Annotated in this window: 18 protein-coding genes and 3 pseudogenes; 11 read left to right on the forward strand and 10 right to left on the reverse strand. The window is 71.0% G+C overall.

Features of this window, described 5'->3' with window-relative positions; genetic code table 11:
* Positions 1–171 precede the first annotated feature (171 nt).
* On the forward strand, positions 172–936 hold the full coding sequence (locus tag ACWV17_RS11285; protein ID WP_455351792.1) for a GntR family transcriptional regulator: 765 nt from the start codon (positions 172–174) through the stop codon (positions 934–936).
* A gap of 298 nt (positions 937–1,234) precedes the next feature.
* Here the strand turns inward: ACWV17_RS11285 and ACWV17_RS11290 are convergent, their stop codons facing one another.
* Complete coding sequence (locus ACWV17_RS11290; protein WP_455359538.1) at positions 1,235–2,392, reverse strand: ROK family transcriptional regulator; 1,158 nt, start codon at positions 2,390–2,392, stop codon at positions 1,235–1,237.
* A 116-nt stretch (positions 2,393–2,508) separates the two neighbouring features.
* On the opposite strand from ACWV17_RS11290, the gene ACWV17_RS11295 reads away from it, so the two are divergent.
* Positions 2,509–2,709, forward strand: a complete 201-nt coding sequence (locus ACWV17_RS11295; protein ID WP_455351790.1) for a DUF5988 family protein — start codon at positions 2,509–2,511, stop codon at positions 2,707–2,709.
* A gap of 21 nt (positions 2,710–2,730) precedes the next feature.
* Here the strand turns inward: ACWV17_RS11295 and ACWV17_RS11300 are convergent, their stop codons facing one another.
* Together ACWV17_RS11300 and ACWV17_RS11305 are read right to left on the reverse strand one after the other, a co-directional pair.
* Positions 2,731–3,381: a response regulator gene (locus ACWV17_RS11300; RefSeq protein ID WP_455359539.1), complete on the reverse strand. Its 651-nt coding sequence runs from the start codon at positions 3,379–3,381 to the stop codon at positions 2,731–2,733.
* A gap of 28 nt (positions 3,382–3,409) precedes the next feature.
* A complete protein-coding gene (locus ACWV17_RS11305; protein WP_455359540.1) occupies positions 3,410–4,624 on the reverse strand; it encodes a sensor histidine kinase in 1,215 nt (404 codons plus the stop codon).
* A 108-nt stretch (positions 4,625–4,732) separates the two neighbouring features.
* On the opposite strand from ACWV17_RS11305, the gene ACWV17_RS11310 reads away from it, so the two are divergent.
* Genes ACWV17_RS11310 through ACWV17_RS11320 form a run of 3 tightly spaced genes read left to right on the forward strand, consistent with a single transcriptional unit; the run spans position 4,733 to position 6,886 of the window.
* Positions 4,733–5,665, forward strand: a complete 933-nt coding sequence (locus ACWV17_RS11310; RefSeq protein WP_455359541.1) for an ABC transporter ATP-binding protein — start codon at positions 4,733–4,735, stop codon at positions 5,663–5,665.
* Between the two features lie 5 nt (positions 5,666–5,670).
* On the forward strand, positions 5,671–6,408 hold the full coding sequence (locus tag ACWV17_RS11315; RefSeq protein ID WP_455351786.1) for an ABC transporter permease: 738 nt from the start codon (positions 5,671–5,673) through the stop codon (positions 6,406–6,408).
* A gap of 40 nt (positions 6,409–6,448) precedes the next feature.
* Positions 6,449–6,886, forward strand: coding sequence for a hypothetical protein (locus ACWV17_RS11320; RefSeq protein ID WP_455359542.1), 438 nt, complete (start codon positions 6,449–6,451; stop codon positions 6,884–6,886).
* A gap of 12 nt (positions 6,887–6,898) precedes the next feature.
* On the opposite strand, the gene mug is transcribed toward ACWV17_RS11320, so the two are convergent.
* The 6 genes from mug to ACWV17_RS11350 form a co-directional block, all read right to left on the reverse strand.
* Positions 6,899–7,453 carry a G/U mismatch-specific DNA glycosylase gene (gene mug, locus ACWV17_RS11325; protein WP_455359601.1) on the reverse strand — a complete coding sequence of 185 codons (555 nt, stop codon included), beginning with the start codon at positions 7,451–7,453 and terminating at the stop codon, positions 6,899–6,901.
* Complete coding sequence (purB, locus tag ACWV17_RS11330) at positions 7,450–8,892, reverse strand: adenylosuccinate lyase (protein WP_455351784.1); 1,443 nt, start codon at positions 8,890–8,892, stop codon at positions 7,450–7,452. The genes mug and purB overlap by 4 nt, the downstream gene beginning before the upstream one ends.
* 98 nt (positions 8,893–8,990) lie before the next feature.
* On the reverse strand, positions 8,991–9,770 hold the full coding sequence (locus ACWV17_RS11335) for an SGNH/GDSL hydrolase family protein (RefSeq protein ID WP_455359543.1): 780 nt from the start codon (positions 9,768–9,770) through the stop codon (positions 8,991–8,993).
* 106 nt (positions 9,771–9,876) lie between these two features.
* Positions 9,877–10,896 (reverse strand): hemolysin family protein, encoded by a 1,020-nt coding sequence (locus tag ACWV17_RS11340; RefSeq protein ID WP_455359544.1) that lies wholly within the window; start codon positions 10,894–10,896, stop codon positions 9,877–9,879.
* Positions 10,893–12,230, reverse strand: coding sequence for a hemolysin family protein (locus ACWV17_RS11345; RefSeq protein ID WP_455359545.1), 1,338 nt, complete (start codon positions 12,228–12,230; stop codon positions 10,893–10,895). The genes ACWV17_RS11340 and ACWV17_RS11345 overlap by 4 nt, the downstream gene beginning before the upstream one ends.
* A 151-nt stretch (positions 12,231–12,381) precedes the next feature.
* Positions 12,382–12,807 (reverse strand): GNAT family N-acetyltransferase, encoded by a 426-nt coding sequence (locus tag ACWV17_RS11350; protein ID WP_455351780.1) that lies wholly within the window; start codon positions 12,805–12,807, stop codon positions 12,382–12,384.
* Between ACWV17_RS11350 and ACWV17_RS11355 the strand changes: the two are divergent.
* Both ACWV17_RS11355 and ACWV17_RS11360 read left to right on the forward strand, forming a co-directional pair.
* Positions 12,806–13,399 (forward strand): annotated as a pseudogene (locus ACWV17_RS11355) (alcohol dehydrogenase catalytic domain-containing protein); the annotation flags it as partial. The gene ACWV17_RS11350 and the pseudogene ACWV17_RS11355 sit on opposite strands and share 2 nt — an antisense overlap.
* A 169-nt stretch (positions 13,400–13,568) precedes the next feature.
* On the forward strand, positions 13,569–13,886 hold the full coding sequence (locus tag ACWV17_RS11360) for a hypothetical protein (protein ID WP_455359604.1): 318 nt from the start codon (positions 13,569–13,571) through the stop codon (positions 13,884–13,886).
* Positions 13,887–13,890: 4 nt separating this feature from the next.
* Here the strand turns inward: ACWV17_RS11360 and ACWV17_RS11365 are convergent, their stop codons facing one another.
* Positions 13,891–14,619: a GntR family transcriptional regulator gene (locus tag ACWV17_RS11365; protein ID WP_455351778.1), complete on the reverse strand. Its 729-nt coding sequence runs from the start codon at positions 14,617–14,619 to the stop codon at positions 13,891–13,893.
* Between the two features lie 95 nt (positions 14,620–14,714).
* Between ACWV17_RS11365 and ACWV17_RS11370 the strand changes: the two genes are divergently transcribed.
* From ACWV17_RS11370 to phnE, 4 genes and pseudogenes are all read left to right on the forward strand, one after another.
* Positions 14,715–15,377, forward strand: a complete 663-nt coding sequence (locus tag ACWV17_RS11370) for an alkaline phosphatase D family protein (protein WP_455359546.1) — start codon at positions 14,715–14,717, stop codon at positions 15,375–15,377.
* Between the two features lie 41 nt (positions 15,378–15,418).
* Positions 15,419–16,365: pseudogene (locus tag ACWV17_RS11375) on the forward strand (phosphate/phosphite/phosphonate ABC transporter substrate-binding protein).
* A pseudogene (locus ACWV17_RS11380) lies at positions 16,365–16,841 on the forward strand (ATP-binding cassette domain-containing protein); the annotation flags it as partial. The pseudogenes ACWV17_RS11375 and ACWV17_RS11380, both read left to right, overlap by 1 nt.
* Positions 16,842–16,896: 55 nt before the next feature.
* Positions 16,897–17,565, forward strand: coding sequence for a phosphonate ABC transporter, permease protein PhnE (gene phnE / locus ACWV17_RS11385; protein ID WP_455359547.1), 669 nt, complete (start codon positions 16,897–16,899; stop codon positions 17,563–17,565).
* Positions 17,566–17,659 lie beyond the last annotated feature (94 nt).

The following is a 17,659-nucleotide window of genomic DNA, read 5'->3' on the forward strand; positions in this document are numbered from 1 at the left end:
TCCCGTTGCGGCGCGGGGCTCTTCCGTGTGCCCGGAGTGCTCCGTAACGGCCGCGAGGATTGGTCTTGACCAAGGGGGTGTGCCGTCCTATCGTCGCAGGGATAGTGCAGGAACCTTTAATAAACAAGGGCGCGGAAAGCCGCCGCGACACGGCGATTGCGGAGGATCAGGGTGGGGACCACGCAGCTGGAAACGGTGCCGGAGCCCAAGTACTGGCACCTCAAGACCGTGCTCAGCGAGGCACTCGACTCGGACTTCGCTGTCGGCGAGGTGCTGCCGAACGAGCGTGATCTCGCCGCCCGATTCGGAGTCGCCCGCGCCACCCTGCGGCAAGCGCTGGAGCAGCTGGAGCTCGAAGGCCGCCTGCAGCGCCGGCGCGGAGTCGGCACCACCGTCGCCCCGCCCCGCATGGGCGTCGCCGTGGGCTCGGACCGGCACGTCTGGCCGGGCGCGGCCGACGACGCCTGGCAGCCCGTGGACTGCGCGGAGGCGGTCCCCGCCGCCGCGGTCGCCCGCCTGCTGGAGACGGAACCGGACGAAGCGGTGCACACGGTGCGCCGGACCCGTGTCACCCACGGGCAGTCCGTGGCGGCCGAGCTCCTGTACGTCCCCGCCGCCTCCGTACCCGACCTGCCCGCCATCGACGTCCCGGCGGGCCCGGCCCGCGCGCGGGCGGTCCTGCGCGAGCTGCAGCGCCTGGGCCTGGAGGGCCAGGACCGGGCCGTCGAGCTCGGCTCGGCCCGGGCGGACGACGCGCGGGAGCTCGACCGGCTCCCCGGCGCGCCGGTCCTGGTGGTGACCACCCGGTACTTCACCGAGGCCGGCACCGCCGCGGTCTCCGTGGCCACCTACCGCGCCGACACCTGCCGTCTCACCTTCGGCGACGCGGGCGACCTGGAGATCAGCCACCACGCCCAGGCCCGCCAAGCGTCCTGACCGGCCGCGCTGACCGCGCGCTCGTGGAAGGGCCGGTCCTCGCCGCGCACGCGGGGGAGCACCGGGCGTGCTGTCCGTGTTCGCAGGGCGGGCTGGGCGACTTGCTCGCGCTCGCAGCGGGAGTTCCGGCATCCCGCAGGGCCCGCATCATGTCCGGCCTGCCGGCCGGCTGGCCCGGCCCGCGGCGCCGACGGCGACTTCTGCCGCTCGGTGGCGAGCCGTGACCGGTAGCCACGTCGGGCCACTGCGCGGCGGGGCCTCCCGGACGAGCCTGACCGCGCCCTCGACCGGGCAGGGCCTACCGGCGGGCCGTCGCCGTGCCCGCCACCGCGAAGAGCTGCTCCTCAACATGGTCGAGGGCCAGCCGCAGCGCACCCGTGGCCACCGCCGCCTCACCCAGCAGGGACAGCGCCACCCGGGGCGGCCGCAGGCAGTAGCGGGCCAGCTCGTCTCGCAGCGGTGCGAGTACGCCGTCCAGCCCGGCGGCCCAGCCGCCGACCACGACCAGCTCGGGGTCGAGGGCGAGCACCAGCGCCGCGACATCGTGCACCAGCCGCTGGATGAAGCGGTCCACCGCCGCGACCGCCCGCTCGTCGCCGCTCCTGGCATGCGCGAACACGTTGGCGACGGCTTGTTCGTCGAGCGGGTGCAGCGGCTCGTCCGTCGTGGACAGCAGTCTCTCGGGGGTCACCTCCCGCCCGAGCAGGTGCAGGGCACCGATCTCGCCGGCCGCGCCGCCGTATCCGCGGTGCAGCCGCCCGCCGATCAGCGAACCGGCGCCGGGGCTGAGTCCCGCCATGACGAAGACGATGTCGTCCGAGTCGGTCGCCGACCCTTTCCAGTGCTCCGCCACCGCCGCGGTATTGGCGTCGTTCTCCACCAGGACGGGGCAGCGGAACGAGCGGCGCAGCCGCTCTCCGAGCGCCAGGCCCGTCCAGCCGGGCAGCGCGGTGCACAGCCGTACGGTCCCGTCCGCCTCCACGATTCCGGGACTGCCCACGCCCACGGCGCGCAGGGAACCGCGCGGCACCCCCGCGCGCCGCAGCAGATCCGCGACCACGGCGCGTGTCCGCTCCAGCCGCTCGTCCGAGGACGCGGTCTCGGACACCTCCCGTATACCGGAGCCGATGACGCGGCCGTCCAGGCCGGAAAGGAGCGCGGCGATGCGGTGCGGGCCGATCTCGATGCCCAGCAGATGACCGGCCTCGGCCCGGAAGCGGAACCTCCGGGCGGGCCGGCCCTGCCGTCGTGTCGCGCCCTCCTCGGCATCGGCCTCGACGACGAGACCGGTGCCGATGAGCCCCTCCACCACGCCCTCGACGGTCGGCCGGGACAGGCCCGTGACGCGGGTCAGGTCGGTGAGCGTGGGGGAGTCGGCGCTGCGCAGCGCATGCAGAACCACCGCGGAATTGATCCGCCGGAGCAGAGAGGGGTCCCCGCCGGTCAGCTGCCCCAACGTCTGTCCTCCCAGCTCGTACGCGTGTCTGCCGGATCGTACTCGCTGGTCGGGAGTGCGGCGAGTGGCGAGTACGCCGACGTGCGAGCGATCCGCCCGGTTGTCAGACTGGGGCAATGGCGACCAAGGCAGTCCTTGAGGGCGGCCCGGACGATCTGCACGAGCGGATCGTCCCGATCACCCCCTCAGGACAGGATCTGAAGATCAAACACCGCGGCGGCTACGAACACTTCAAGCCCACCTCGCGGCAGCAGGACAGCCCGGAAGGCCGGTTGCCCGTCTACGAGTGGTGGGAACGGACGGAGATCGCGGAGTGACACGCCTGCCCTCCTCGGGTGTCAGCTCGGTGCCACGAAACCCGACTCGTACGCGGCGATGACCGCCTGGGTGCGGTCACGCGCCCCCAACTTGGCCAGCACGGCACTGACATGGGACTTGACCGTCTCCATGCCAACGATCATTTGGGCGGCGATCTCCGCGTTGGAGAGGCCGCGGGCCATCAGCCGCAGTACCTCCGCCTCGCGCTCGGTGAGTGCGGCCCGGTCCATCGCCTCACGGGCGGCGTGATTGCCGTACTCGGCGGCCAGTGACCGCACCGCCGCCGGGAAGAGCAGCGACTCGCCCTCCGCGACCAGGCGCACGGCGTGCACGATCTCGGCCGGCCGGGACCGCTTGAGCAGGAAACCGTCCGCGCCGGCGCGCAACGCCTCGTAGACGTATTCGTCGTTCTCGAACGTGGTGACCACCAGGATCTTCGGCGGCTCGTCGACGGTACGCAGCACGGCGCGAGTGGCCTCGATACCGTCGAGCAACGGCATCCGTACATCCATCGCCACCACGTCGGGCCGCAGCTGACGCACCAGCGGGACCACCGCCGCTCCGTCCGCGGCCTCGCCCACGACTTCGATGTCGGGCTGCGCTTCGAGAACGGCGCGCAGACCCACGCGCACCAGCGGCTCGTCGTCGACGAGGAGAACGGTTACCGGCATCCGGTCAGCCTAGGCTGTATGGTACGGATCATGCCCTGCCCAGTCGGTCGAGCCGGGCTCGCCGGGCGGCCGGTATCTCGTTCTCCAGGGGCAGCCGGGCGCGCACGCGCCACCCGCCCTGGTACGGCCCCGTCTGCGCCTCCCCGCCCAGCAGCGCCGCACGCTCCCGTATGCCGCGCAGACCGGACCCGCCACGCATCTGCAGCGTCACGCCGGCCAGGGCATTGGTCACTTCGAGGTCCAAGCGCCCCACGGCCACTTCTATGCGTACCCGGACGGGTACGGGCCCGCAGTGCCGCAGCACATTCGTGAGCGCTTCCTGGAGGATGCGATACCCCTCCCGGGAGACCGGTCCCGGTACCCGCTCCAGTGGCCCCGACACCTCGGCGTCCACCGTGGCCCCGGAGGCGCGGGCGGACTCCAGCAGCCGGTCCGCCTCCACGAGAGTCGGGCGCTGCGAGGCGGGCTGTGCCGATTCCCGCAGGACGAGCAGTACCCGCTCCAGGTCCTCCAGCGCCGCACGGCCGGTCTCCTCGATGGCCCCCAGCGCCCGGTCGGTAAACTCCGGGTCACCGGCGGCCCGGGCGGCACCCGCCTGGACCACGGCGACGGTGAGGGCGTGCCCGATCGAGTCGTGCAGCTCGCGCGCGATTCGGGTGCGTTCGAGCAGCTGCTCGGTGCGCTCCTCCAGTGCGGTCAGCCGCTCGGCCCGGCTCGGACCGAGCAGATGCCGGGCGACCACGGTCACCAGATCGCCGAGGCCGACGATGCACGCGAGCATCACCACGATCGGCAGCGGGGCAAGGAGCGCGAACCCCCAGTGAGCCTGCGCACCCCGCAACAGCGGGTTGCTGTCGGGTCCGCCTGCCACGGCCGTAGTGATCAGGTCCCACGTCATCACGGGAAGCCACACCGTCAGGAGCATGGCCACCACCGAGAGAACCAGCCGGAACTCGAGCCACAGCAAGGTGCGCCACCGCTCGGCCCACGTGGCTGCCGGTGCGGCGGAGATGGCCGCGTCCGGTCTGCCCCGCTCGTGCGGCGTCAGCAGCAACTGGGCCTGCACGCCCTCGGCCAGGCGCATCGCGGGAACGAGCCCCACGGGGATGAGCAGGAGCGCCGGCACATACGGCCGCCCCATGTCGATGAACAGCCATATGGACATGAGGGCGATGGGAATGCACAGATGCAGCCAGCGTGTGTACGTGACCGAGCTGGTCAGCGGGCGCAATAGACGGGGCATGCCGCCATCGTGCCAGCGCCCCCGATCGGTGCGGTTCCCCCGCACGGGGGAGATGCTCTCCACCCGCGGGGGAGGAGAGCACCCCGGCGCGGCAGCCACGCTGAATGCATGAACAGCATCGACGTCCTCGAACTCACCAAGGAGTACGGCGCCACGCGCGCCGTGGACCGGCTCACGTTCCGTGTGGAGCCCGGCCGGGTCACCGGATTCCTCGGGCCCAACGGCGCCGGCAAGTCCACCACCATGCGCCTCGTCCTCGGTCTGGACCGGCCCAGCTCCGGCACCGCGACGATCGGAGGGCGGCCGTTCACCACACTCGACGAGCCGCTGCGTCACGTCGGAGCGCTCCTGGACGCCCAGGCGGCGCACGGCGCCCGTACCGCCCGCGACCATCTGCGCGCTCTCGCCGTCAGCAACCGCATAGCCGCGAGCCGGGTCGAGGACGTGCTTGAGGAGGCGGGGATCGCCAGGGCCGCCAAGCGGCGCATCAGGACCTTCTCGCTCGGTATGCGCCAGAGACTCGGCATCGCCGCGGCACTGCTCGGCGACCCGGCCGTACTGATGCTCGACGAGCCGACCAACGGGCTGGACCCGGAAGGGATCATCTGGATCCGGGAGCTGATGCGGCGCCTGGCGCGGGAAGGGCGCACCGTCCTGGTCTCCAGCCACCTGATGGCCGTGACCGCCGACACGGCCGACCACCTCGTCGTTCTCGGCCGGGGGCGGCTGCTCGCCGACCTGCCGATGCGTGAGTTCATCGACTCGCGGAGCCGGCCTCGGGTGCGCGTGCGCACCACGGAGCCGGAGCGGTTGCACACCGCCCTGGCCCGGGCGGGATTCATACCCGGGGAGGGCGACGACGGGCGCTGGACCGTCGACGGCGCCCGGGCCGAGGACATCGGCGCACTCGCCGCCCGCGAGAGCATCCCGATTCTCGAACTGTCCAACGAGCAGGGGTCGCTGGAGCAGGCATATCTGGACCTCACCGCCACCGAGACCGAATTCGCGTCCACGACGCCTTCCGCCCCCAAGGAGGCCTGACCCCCATGGCGACCACCGCGGTTCTCCACTCAGAGTGGATCAAGATGACCTCGATACGCTCCCAGTTCGGTTCCCTGCTCGCGATACTTCTGGCCACGGCGGGCATCTCGGCACTGGCCGGCGCCGCGTTCGGCCAAGCCGAGGCGGACAACGCGGACTTCGACCCGATCTTCGGCGCTTTCTACGGCCTCAACTTCGGGCAGATCGCGGCCATCAGCTTCGGTGTGACCGTCTTCTCCTCCGAGTACCACCACGACGCGATACGCGTCTCGCTGACGGCGGTGCCGCGCCGGGGGCTGCTCTACAGCTCCAAGATGACCGTCGTGGGCGGATCGGCACTCGTCCTGGGGCTGGTCACCGGCTTCACCACCTTCCTGGCCGTCCAGGCGTTCATGGGGGAGTACGCCATCGGCCTCGCGGACCCTGGTGCGTTGCGGGCCGCGGTCGGCTCCGGCATATACCTCGCGCTGATGGCTCTGTTCGCAGCCGGCCTGACCGCAGTGCTGCGCAGTGGGGTCGCGGTACTCAGCCTCCTCGTGCCGTTCGTGCTGATCGTCTCGTTCGTCATCGGCGATGTGGCGCAGGGCGTCGCCGTCTACCTGCCCGACCGTGCGGGGCAGCTGGTGGTGCACCAGGATCCGCAGGGGTCGCTCGGGCCGTGGGCCGGGCTGGGGGTCACGGCGCTGTGGGCGGGAGCCGCGGTACTGGCCGGGTGGTTCACGATGAAGCGCAGGGACGCCTGACGGGCAGCCAATTGTCAGTGCCCGGGGGTTTACTGACTGCATGACCACGGCACCTCACCTGGCCACGATCGACCTGCTGCGGACTCGGGAATTCCCCTCGACGCGCGGCAGATCCGACGTCGGTTCCAGCGGGCCCGGTTACCACCTCGCGGAACTGAGCACGAGCGAGGAGTTCTGGGAGGACGACGGAACAGGACGCGCCGCGGCCGAGGACCAGTACGCGGCGGAGTGCGCCGCTCTTGCCCAGGTGCTGTCCGTGCGGTGGGGCGAGCCCCAGGTGTTCAGCCTCTGGAGTCTGCTGGTCCGGGGTACGGAGGGCGAGCAGATACCGGAGCCCTGGGACCAGCTGAGCGGCACGGTGGCCCATGTCCACCTGTGGCGGGTCGAGGAGCGCTGGCTGGCACTGGGGGTGGCCCAGTGGGACCGGGAGCTCCCGTTCCAGCTGATCGCAGCCATCACCGCGGTCGACCCGCCGTAGAGGTGCGGGGGATCAGATGCCGGGCGGCCGAGCGTCTTCCGCGGCCGCGCGCAGCCTGCCGTACTCCTCGGCCATCGTCGCGGCGGTCCAGTGCGCGTTGAGGCCGCTCGGATTGGGCAGCGCCCAGATCCGCGTCCCCCCGATCGTCCGGTCCTGCGGCCCGATCGGAGCCTTCCGGTCGCCGAATGCCGTGCGGTACGCGGTGACCCCCACCACCGCGAGCCAGGCCGGGCGCAGCAGCTCCACCTTCGCCGTCAGAATCCGTCCGCCCTCGCGGAACTCCTCGGCGGTGACTTCGTCGGCCCGTGCGGTCGCCCGCGCCACCACATTGGTGATGCCGAGCCGGTAGGTGAGCAGTTCCTGCTGCTCATCCGGCCTCAACTGCCGCGGTGTGAAGCCGGACAGATGCAGGACCGGCCAGAAGCGGTTGCCGGGCCGGGCGAAATGGTGAGCGGTCGCGGCCGACATCAGACCGGGATTGATCCCGCAGAAGAGCACACGCAGACCGCCCGCGACCACATCGGGGACGACGCGGTCGCGGGCGGCAAGGAGATCGTCGGGGGTCAGAGGATCGACCCAGGGGTGTAGCCGGCGGCCTCCGGGTGCTGCTTGGCGATCTCCTCGATCCGCGAGACCACCGCCGCCACCTGGTCGCCCGCCGCTCCCGTGAACGACAGCTTGTCGGCCATCAGCTCGTCCAGCTGCGCGCGGTCGAGCGGGATCCGCCCGTCGGCCGACAGCTTGTCCAGCAGTTCGTTGCGCTCGGCACCCTGCTCACGCATCGCCAGCGCCGAGGCGACCGCGTGCTCCTTGATGACCTCGTGCGCGACCTCGCGGCCGACCCCGGCCCGCACCGCACCCATCAGCACCTTGGTGGTGGCCAGGAACGGCAGGTAGCGGTCCAGCTCCCGCGCGACGACCGCCGGGAACGCGCCGAATTCGTCCAGCACCGTCAGGAAGGTCTCCAGCAGCCCGTCGAACGCGAAGAACGCGTCCGGCAGCGCGACCCGGCGGACCACCGAGCACGAGACGTCGCCCTCGTTCCACTGGTCGCCCGCCAGCTCACCGGTCATCGAGGCGTAGCCGCGCAGGATCACCATCAGGCCGTTGACGCGCTCGCAGGAGCGGGTGTTCATCTTGTGCGGCATCGCCGAGGAGCCGACCTGGCCGGGCTTGAAGCCCTCGGTGACCAGTTCGTGCCCGGCCATCAGCCGGATGGTCTTCGCGATCGACGACGGGGCGCCGGCCAGTTGGACCAGCGCGGTGACCACGTCGTAGTCGAGCGAGCGCGGGTAGACCTGACCGACGGAGGTGAAGGCATGGCCGAAACCGAGATGCCCGGCGATGCGCTGCTCCAGCTCCGCCAGCTTCGCCGCGTCCCCGCCCAGCAGATCCAGCATGTCCTGCGCCGTGCCGACCGGTCCCTTGATCCCGCGCAGCGGGTAGCGGCCCAGCAGGTCCTCCAGCCGTCCGTAGGCCACCAGCATTTCGTCGGCCGCCGTCGCGAAGCGCTTGCCGAGCGTGGTCGCCTGCGCGGCCACGTTGTGCGACCGCCCGGCCATCACCAGCTCCGCGTACTCGCCGGCCAGCTTGCCCAGCCGGGACAGGGCGGCGACCGTGCGATCCCGGACCAGCTCCAGCGACAGCCGGATCTGGAGCTGCTCGACGTTCTCGGTGAGGTCGCGGGAGGTCATGCCCTTGTGGACGTGCTCATGCCCCGCGAGGGCGTTGAACTCCTCGATCCGGGCCTTCACATCGTGGCGGGTGACCTTCTCCCGCTCGGCGATCGAACCCAGGTCGACCTGGTCGAGTACCCGCTCGTAGTCGGCGAGGGCGGCGTCCGGCACCTCGATACCGAGGTCCTTCTGGGCGCGCAGCACGGCGAGCCACAGCCGCCGCTCCAGCGTCACCTTGTACTCGGGGGACCACAGGACGGCGAGCTCCGCGGAGGCGTAGCGGCCGGCAAGGACATTGGGGATGCGAGGCTTCGCAGGAGCAGCAGTCACGTGTACGGATTCTACTGGCGGTTTACGCAGGCCAGCGCCCCGGCCCGGTTTGTGGCTTACTACGAGACCCGTGCTGCCGGACCGGGTACCGGACCTCGCTACGAGAGCGGCGTGTCGTACGGCAGAAGTTCGGGCCGCTTGGCCGGGCGGCCGTCTCCCGAGGAACGTCCGGTCAGCCGCCGCCCGATCCACGGCACCAGATGCTCCCGCGCGAACCGCAGGTCACCACCACGCCGCCGCACCCAGCCGGGCGGCACCACCGGAGGAAGTACGGACCGCCAGTCGTCCTCCGCCTCCAGGCCCAGGGTCTGCCACACCGCCTCGGCCACCCTGCGGTGTCCCTCGGCCGACAGATGCAGCCGGTCGACGTGCCACAACCGCGGGTCGCCGAGCGCGGGTACGCCGTACAGGTCGACGACGAGTGCTCCGTGCCGCGCCCCGAGCTCGTCGATGAACGAGAAGAGCTGCTCCATCCGGGGCCGGAACCGTTCCATCACCGGGCCGCTGCGGCCGGGGGAGCGCATCAGTACCAGCTGCCCGCACGATGGCGCGAGCCTGCCCGCGGCCTCCTCCAGAAGCCCGCGCACCCGTCCCATGTCGCACTTCGGACGCAGTGTGTCGTTGAGCCCGCCGACGAGCGTCACCAGATCGGCGCGCATCGCCGCCGCCCTGTCCACCTGCTCCTCGATGATCTGGCCGATGAGCTTGCCGCGTACGGCGAGATTCGCGTACCGGAAATCCGGAGCACGCGCCGCTAGCCGGCCGGCGAGCAGATCGGCCCAGCCTCGGTAGGAGCCGTCGGGCAGACCGTCGGACATGCCCTCGGTGAAGGAGTCGCCGACGGCGACAAAACTGGTGTAGGTGGCATTCAGTTCCATGGCGGCAGAGATCCTACCGCGCAGTAGCATGCGCGCCGCGAACGGCCGGGCGCCCTGTTGCGCAGGGCGCCCGGCCGTCCCGCCGACGGCAGAACGGCTGGACCGGTCAGACCGCGGGCGCGCTCCCGAACAGCTCCCGCAGCACGTCCTCCATGGTCACCAGCCCGGCCAGGGTGCCGTCCGCGCCGACCACCGCCGCCAGGTGCGTCCGGCTGCGGCGCATCGCGGTCAGTACGTCGTCCATCGGCGTGCCCTGCCCGACCTGCGCGATCGGGCGCAGCGCGGCGACCGGGAACGGCTCCGCGCGCGGTCCGGCCTCCAGTGCGTCCTTGACGTGCAGATAGCCGAGGATCCGCCGCTCGTCGTCCACGACGGGGAAGCGGGAGTAGCCGGATTCCGCCGACAGGCGTTCCAGCCCCTCGGGCGAGATCCCCCACTGGGCGCTCACCAGGCGTTCGACGGGCAGCACCACGTCGTCGACCGGGCGGCGGCCCAGCTCCAGGGCGTCGTGCAGCCTCTCGCTGGCACGGTCGTCCAGCAGCCCCGCGTCGCTGGAGTCCCTGACCATCCGGGCGAGTTCGTCGTCCGAGAACGTCGCGGACACCTCGTCCTTGACCTCCACCCGCAGCAGTTTCAGCAGCGCGTTGGCGAACGCGTTGACGGTGAAGATCACCGGCCGCAGCGCGCGGGTCAGCGCGACCAGCGGGGGACCGAGCAGCAGCGCGGTCCGCACAGGCTCCGCGAGCGCGATGTTCTTCGGCACCATCTCGCCGAACAGCATGTGCAGATACGTCGCCGCGGCGAGTGCGATGACGAAGGAGATCGGGTGGGTCAGCCCGTCCGGCACACCCGCGGCATGGAACAGGGGCTCCAGCAGGTGGGCGATGGCGGGTTCGGCCACCACACCCAGCACCAGGGTGCACAGCGTGATGCCCAGCTGAGCCGCCGCCATCAGCGCCGACACGTGTTCGAGCCCCCACAGGACGCTGCGCGCCCGGCGGTCGTCGTCCTGCGCGTGCGACTCGATCTGGCTGCGGCGGACCGAGATCAGCGCGAACTCCGCGCCGACGAAGAAGGCGTTGACGACCAGGGTCGCCAGGCCGATCAGAAGCTGGATCGCGGTCATCGCACGCCCTCCGCCTGCTGCTCGTCGCCGGGGGCCGGGGCGCGCAGCAGCACCCGCGCCGCACGTCGCCCGGAGGCGTCCACCACGTCCAGCCGCCAGCCGTTCATGGCCACACTGTCGCCGACGGCCGGGATGCGGCCGAGGTCGGTGGCGACCAGGCCGGCCAGGGTCTCGTACGGACCGTCGGGGATGCGCAGGCCGATGCTCTGCAACTGGTCGGTGCGCGCGGCGCCGTCCGCCGAGTACAGCTTGCGGCCCTCGGCGTCGGTTCCGGCGGGAGCCAGGTCCGGCGTCTCGTGCGGGTCGTGCTCGTCGCGCACCTCGCCGACGACCTCCTCGACGATGTCCTCCAGGGTCGCGACGCCGGCCGTGCCGCCGTACTCGTCGATGACCACAGCCATGGTCCGCCGCTCCGACAGCCGGTCGAGCAGACGGTCCACCGTCAGCGACTCCGGTACGAGAAGCGGCTCGCGCAGCAGGTCCGCGACGGGGAAACGGCGCCTGCGCTCGGCGGGCACGGCCAGCACGTCCTTGATGTGCACGATGCCGACGACCGTGTCGAGGCTGCCCCGGTAGACGGGGAAACGGGACAGACCCGTGGCGAGGGTCGCGTTGGCGACGTCCTCCGCCGTGGTCTGCACATCCAGCGCCGTGACCTGCACCCGTGGGGTCATCACGTTCTCCGCCGTCAGGTCGGCCAGGTTCAGTGTGCGGACGAAGAGTTCCGCCGTGTCCTTCTCCAGCGCGCCCTGCTTCGCGGAGTGCCGCGCCAGCGCGACCAGTTCCTGCGGGGTGCGGGCGGAGGCCAGTTCCTCGGCCGGCTCCATGCCCAGCCGGCGCACCGTGCGGTTCGCCGTACTGTTCAGATGGCTGATCAGCGGCCGGAAGACCGCGCTGAAGACGCGCTGCGCGGTGGCGACCCGCTTGGCGAGCGCCAGGGGCGAGGAGATCGCCCAGTTCTTCGGTACGAGCTCACCGACGACCATCAGGACGATCGTCGACAGCGCGGTGCCGAGCACCAGCGCCACCGAGGAGGCGGTCGAGGCGGACAGCCCGATCGACTGGAACGGGCCGCGCATGAGCTTGGCGATCGACGGTTCGGCGAGCATGCCGATGACCAGGTTGGTGACGGTGATGCCGAGCTGCGCGCCGGAGATCTGGAACGTCAGACTCCGCACGGCCTTCAGGGCGCTGGCGGCGCCCCGCTCGCCCCGCTCGGCGGCGCGCTCGAGATCGCTGCGCTCGACCGTGGTGAGAGAGAACTCGGCGGCGACGAAGGCGCCGCATGCCAGCGCGAGCAGGAGGGCCAGGAGAAGCAGTAGCACTTCGGTCATCGGTTCACCTCCGTCCCATGATCGGCCAGGGGGAGGGTGACTGCGCGATGTCGGCTACTGGGAGGCTCGCCCATGGGCGGACGCTCACACCTTTCGATCGAAGTGGACGGCGGTGCACTTATGGTAAAGGACAAGCAAAGGGGTGGTGCCGTCAGGCGCCGAGCGGCTTGACCCAGCGACTCCACTGAGCCTCGGGCGCGTACCCCGCCGCACGCCAGGCATGCTGCGCGAGCCCGTTGCGGTCGAGCACCATCGCGTCGCCGCGCCGCCCGCCGAGGCGTACGAAGCGCTCCTCGGCCGCAGCGAGCAGCGCCGCGCCGACTCCCTGCCTGCGGTGGTCCGGGTGGACCGCCAGCCGGTACAGATGGCACCGCCAGCCGTCGAAGCCCGCTATCACGGTCCCCCTGAGGAGGTCGTCGCCCTCCGCGAGGAGCAGGGCCTCGGGGTCTCTTGTGACGAGTCGGGCCACTCCGTCGTAGTCGTCGCTGATGCTCGTTCCTTCCGCGGCCTCGCGCCAGAACTGCAACACGGAGTCGATGTCAGAGAGGGTGGCGCAGCGGATGTGGAGATCGCTCATGGGGCGAGCCAAGCAGAGCGCCGGCCTGTTCGGCGAAAGGTTTCCGTGCTGCTGCTGCCGGGGTCCAACCCCGCTGCCCGGTCCCTCGCCGTTCACCGAATGGTTGCCACGCGATGCCAAGACTTATCTATACAAGTATTTGCCGGTTCGGGTGGGGCATGGCAGCTTGACTGCCGTGACACAAACACCCTCGCTCGAAGACACTGTCGACGTCCGATACGCCCGCTGGGACGGCCCCGGCCGGCCGTTCTCCCTCGTGTCCGCCGCCACACCGCTCTCACCCGGCCCCGGCCAGATCCTGGTCGGGATCGACCTCGCGACCGTCTGCGGCAGTGATCTGCACACCGTCGGCGGACGGCGGCCGTCGCCGATGCCCTCGGTGCTGGGGCACGAGCAGGTGGGGACCGTCGTCGCCGTGGGCGCCGGCGAGCCGCGCTGTCAGGACGGCACACCGGTCGTTCCCGGTATGCGCGTGGTGTGGTCCGTCACCGCCTCGTGCGGTGACTGCGAACGGTGTCGGCGTGGCATGACGCAGAAGTGCCTGCGGCTGCGCAAGTACGGGCACGAGCCCCTGGACGAGAGTGCGCCGCTGACGGGCGGATTCGCCACCCACTGCCTGCTGTTGCCCGGCACGGCCGTCGTCGCCGTCCCGGAGAGGCTGCCCGACAGTTCGGGGCGGTGGAGGTCCGCAACGCCGGCGGGGTGCACGGTGACACCGATGTGGCACTGGAACTGTCGGGCCGGCCGGAGGGGGTGCAAGCGTGCCTCGCGTCGCTGGCCGTCGGCGGCAGGGCGTGCTCGCCGGGTCCGTGTCGCCCGGAGACCCGGTCGCGCTGGACCCCGAATGGCTGGTGCGCGGCCTGCGCACGGTGGTGGGCGTGCACAACTATGCCGCCGCGGATCTCCAGGCAGCGGTGGACTTCCTGGCCGCCCACCACCACGCCTACCCGTTCGCGGAACTCGTCGAGGGGCGGTACCCGCTGGACCGCGTCGACGAGGCGGTGGCGGCGGCGCGCGTCGCGGTCGCGCCGCGGGTGGCCGTCGTGCCGCAGGTGGCCGCCGTGCCGCAGATGCGGTGAGGCTTCACAGCATGGCGGTGCGGGAACTACGGGTGTTCGTCACGGTCACCGTGGCGATGTCGGAGCGGTAACGGTCGTCGGACCACTCGATCGGTACGCCTTGGGAGTCGGTGGTCAGCCGTCGCTCCCGCAGCAGCGGGAAGCCCTCGGGTACATCGAGCAGCTGCGCATCCGTCGCGTCGGCGGGGACCGCGTCGAAGGTGTGCCGGGCCGAGTGCAGGTCTACTCCTTGCTCGGTGAGCAGGGCGTAGATCGACCCGGCGTTCAGGTCGGCGTCGATCAGCGGACGCCCGACCGGCTCGACGTAGGTCATGCGCTCCAGCATCGCCGGGCGGCCGTCGAGCAGCCGCAGGCGCAGGAGTTGGACCGCGAGGTCGCCCGGGCCGATCTCGAGAGCCGCGGCGATCTCGGGTCCGGGCCGGCGCAGGGCGATCTCCTGGAGCTCCTGGCCCGGCACGTATCCAGTCATCTCGGCACGCCGCGTGAAGGACAGGAACGACTCGAACGGCTGGGCGGGGACGGCGTCCAGCACTGCGGCCCGCTTGCCCTGCCCGCCGCCGATCAGGCCTTCGTCCCGCAGTGTGGCGAGCGCCTGCCGGACGGGTCCGCGCGATGCGGAGAACTCCTCGCACAACTGGGCCTCGGACGGCAGCGATTCGCCGACGCGGATGGCACTGCTGCGGATGCGACGGCGCAGTTCGGCTGCGATGGACCTGTGCAGAGGAGTGGCCATGCGTCGGACCCTACATGGCACTGGCAACGACACGGCCGAGTCCCGTATCTGGGTGAACAGTCGGCAACTTGTCGATATAAGCTATTGAACTGAGCGTGCCCGACCACCGGGCCAACGCTACGTTCGGTCACAGCCCGGACGGTCGACTGCTCACCACCCGCGGCGACGGGCAGGGCATCTACACCTCCTTCCGCCGCGGCCCGATCGAGGTCTTCCTGCTCGACCCGCGCTGGTTCAGCCGTACGGAACCCAGCTGGGCCGACCCGTCCAAGCCGACCTGCCTGGGCACGGTGCAGTGGGACTGGCTCCGTGAGCGGCTCAGCAGCAGCACCGCCCCCTTCAAGGCGCTCGCGAGCGGAATGATCTGGGACGACAAACAGAACAGCGAGTCGGACGACTGGGGCACGTACGCGCACGAGAGGGAGGCGATCTTCGACTTCATCGACGCCGAACGCATCCCCGGCTGTTTCCTGATAGGCGGCGACATCCACGTCTCCCGCGCGCTGAACTACGGCCCGCGCGTCGGCTACGACCTGTGGCAGTTCATCGTCAGCCCGCTGCACGGCAGCACGATCCCCGGCCTCAATGTGCCCAGCCCCCATCTCGTGCACAGCGCCGTCGAGCCGCATGTGTTCCTGAAGCTGGTGGCCGACACCACGGTGAGCAGTCCCACCCTCACCGCGAGTTGGATCAACCGGGCCGGCCGCAGGCTGTTCGAAGTGAGCCGTACGGCCGCGGACATGGGCCACGGCGCCTGACGAAAGACCTCTGGCCGACCGCGAGATGAACAGCGGGCAACTTGTACATACAAGGCCTTGACCCGGGTCGGCGGCGGCTGAAAACGTGCTGTTGCCGGCCCGGCGAGAGGAACTCGCCCGTCCCCCCCGCCGCGCTCCCGTACTGGGCCTTTCTGCTCACTTCATTCACCGGAGTCCACAGTGCCGTCCGCCGTCTCGCCCTCGTCGGTACCCTTGTCGCTGCCCTCACCCTGACCGCCTGCGGCGGTGGCTCCGACGAGCCGCAGTCCGCCACCTGTCCCGGCGGCAAGATCCGCTTCGGCGTCGAGCCGTTCGAGGACCCGGCCAAGCTCACGCCGGCCGCCAAGGTCCTCGCCGACGCCCTCGGTGAAAGCCTGGACTGCCCGGTCGAGCTGACCGTCACCGAGGACTACTCCGCCGAAGTGCTCGCCATGGAGAACGGCAAGCTCGACATCGGCATTTTCGGTCCTCTCGGCTATGTTTTCGCCAGCCAGCGCGCCAAGGCCGAGGCCCTCGCCTCCTTCGGCGACGCGAACGGCAAGCTGTCCAGCTACACCGCCGGCATCTGGGTGCCGAAGAACTCCAAGATCACCTCGGTCGAGCAACTGCGCGGCCACTCCCTGGCACCGGCGGCCACCCCGAGGCGCTGCTCGCCCTGGTGAACGGCACCGTCGACGCCGCCGAGATCAACTCCCAGCAGCTCGGCAGCGCCACCGATTCCGGCACCTTCGACCAGTCGAAGTTCCGCAAGGTCTGGACGTCCGACCCCATCCCCAACGACCCGATCACCGTCCGCGGCGACCACGACGAGGCGTTCAAGACGGCCGTGCGTGACGCGCTGCTGGGGCTCCCGGCCGAGAAGGTCGGCGAGATCGGCGCCCTGCTCGACGCCGACCCGCCGGCGCCGCTCGTCGCGGTCGACAAGGCCACGTACAAGCCGCTGTTCGACCTCGCCGAGACGCTCAACCTGACCGAGAAGGACGTCTGATGCTCGCCCTGTCCGGCATCACTGTGCGGTATGCCGAACGGCAGGTGCTGCACGGCGTGGACGTCACCGTCGCCCGAGGCGAACTGCTCGCCGTCCTCGGGGCCAACGGCTCCGGGAAGTCGACCCTCCTGCGCGTCGCCGCCGGACTGGAGCCGATGGCTGCCGGCGAGGTGACCATCGACAAGAAGAGCTGCGACCCGCTCGACATCGCCATGGTCTTCCAGCACATCCACCTCGTCCGCCGGCCCACCGTCCTGGAGAACGTCTGTGCCGGTGCGCTCGGTCGACTGCGGCTGCGCCACTCGCTGGTCCCCGCACTCTTTCCCAAGGACCTGCGCGAGGAGGCCATGGCATGCCTCGACCGCGTGGGCATGGCCGACCGGGCGCACGACCGTGCCGGGAGCCTGTCGGGCGGCCAGCAGCAGCGTGTCGCCGTGGCCCGGGCCCTGTGCCAGCGTCCCCGGGTGCTGTTGGCCGACGAACCAGTGTCCGCTCTCGACCCGGCAGCGTCCGAGCAGGTGCTCGCGCTGCTTGCCGGGCTCGCCCGGCATGGCCGACTTCCTCGGCGAGGCGGTCCCGCCCGATCTGAGCTGGGACGTGCTGGAACCCAGTCTGAACGGGGCCTTGGTCACCCTCTGGTTCGGGCTGCTCGGCACCACCCTGTCCGTGCCGTTCTCGCTCGTTCTCGCCCTGCTCGCGGCACGCGGCACCGCACCGTCGGCGGCCGTCTACCAGGCGGCGCGCTCCCTGCTGTCGTTCCTGCGTGCCGTACCCGACGTGGTGTTCGCGCTGATCTTCGTCACTGCCGTGGGCCTCGGCCCCTTCCCGGGCGTCCTGGCCCTGCTCCTCCACAACGTCGGCGTGATGGGCAAGCTGTGGGCGGAGGCACTGGAGGACGCCGACCCGGGACCCGTGCAGGTGCTGCGATCGGCGGGGGCGGGCCGGATGCAGATTGCCGCGCACGCCCTGCTGCCGACCGTGACACCGCAGCTGACCGGACTGCTCCTGTACCGGCTCGACGTCAACGTCCGGTCCTCCCTGGTCCTCGGCCTGGTGGGCGCGGGCGGCATCGGGTTCCTCATCAACCAGTCCATCAAGCTGTTTCAGTTCGACGAGATGCTGACCCACATCCTCGTGGTCCTGGTGCTCATCGTGGCCGTGGACCGCCTCTCGGCCCTCGTACGCCGCCGCTTGTCGTGACCGCCGGCCGGGGCCGGCCAGCGGCTTGGCCGTTTTATGACATGTCACTTCGCCGCCACGCCGACCCGGCACCGGGGCTTAAGGTGCGCCCTGC

The organism is Streptomyces mabaensis, assembly GCF_053763515.1.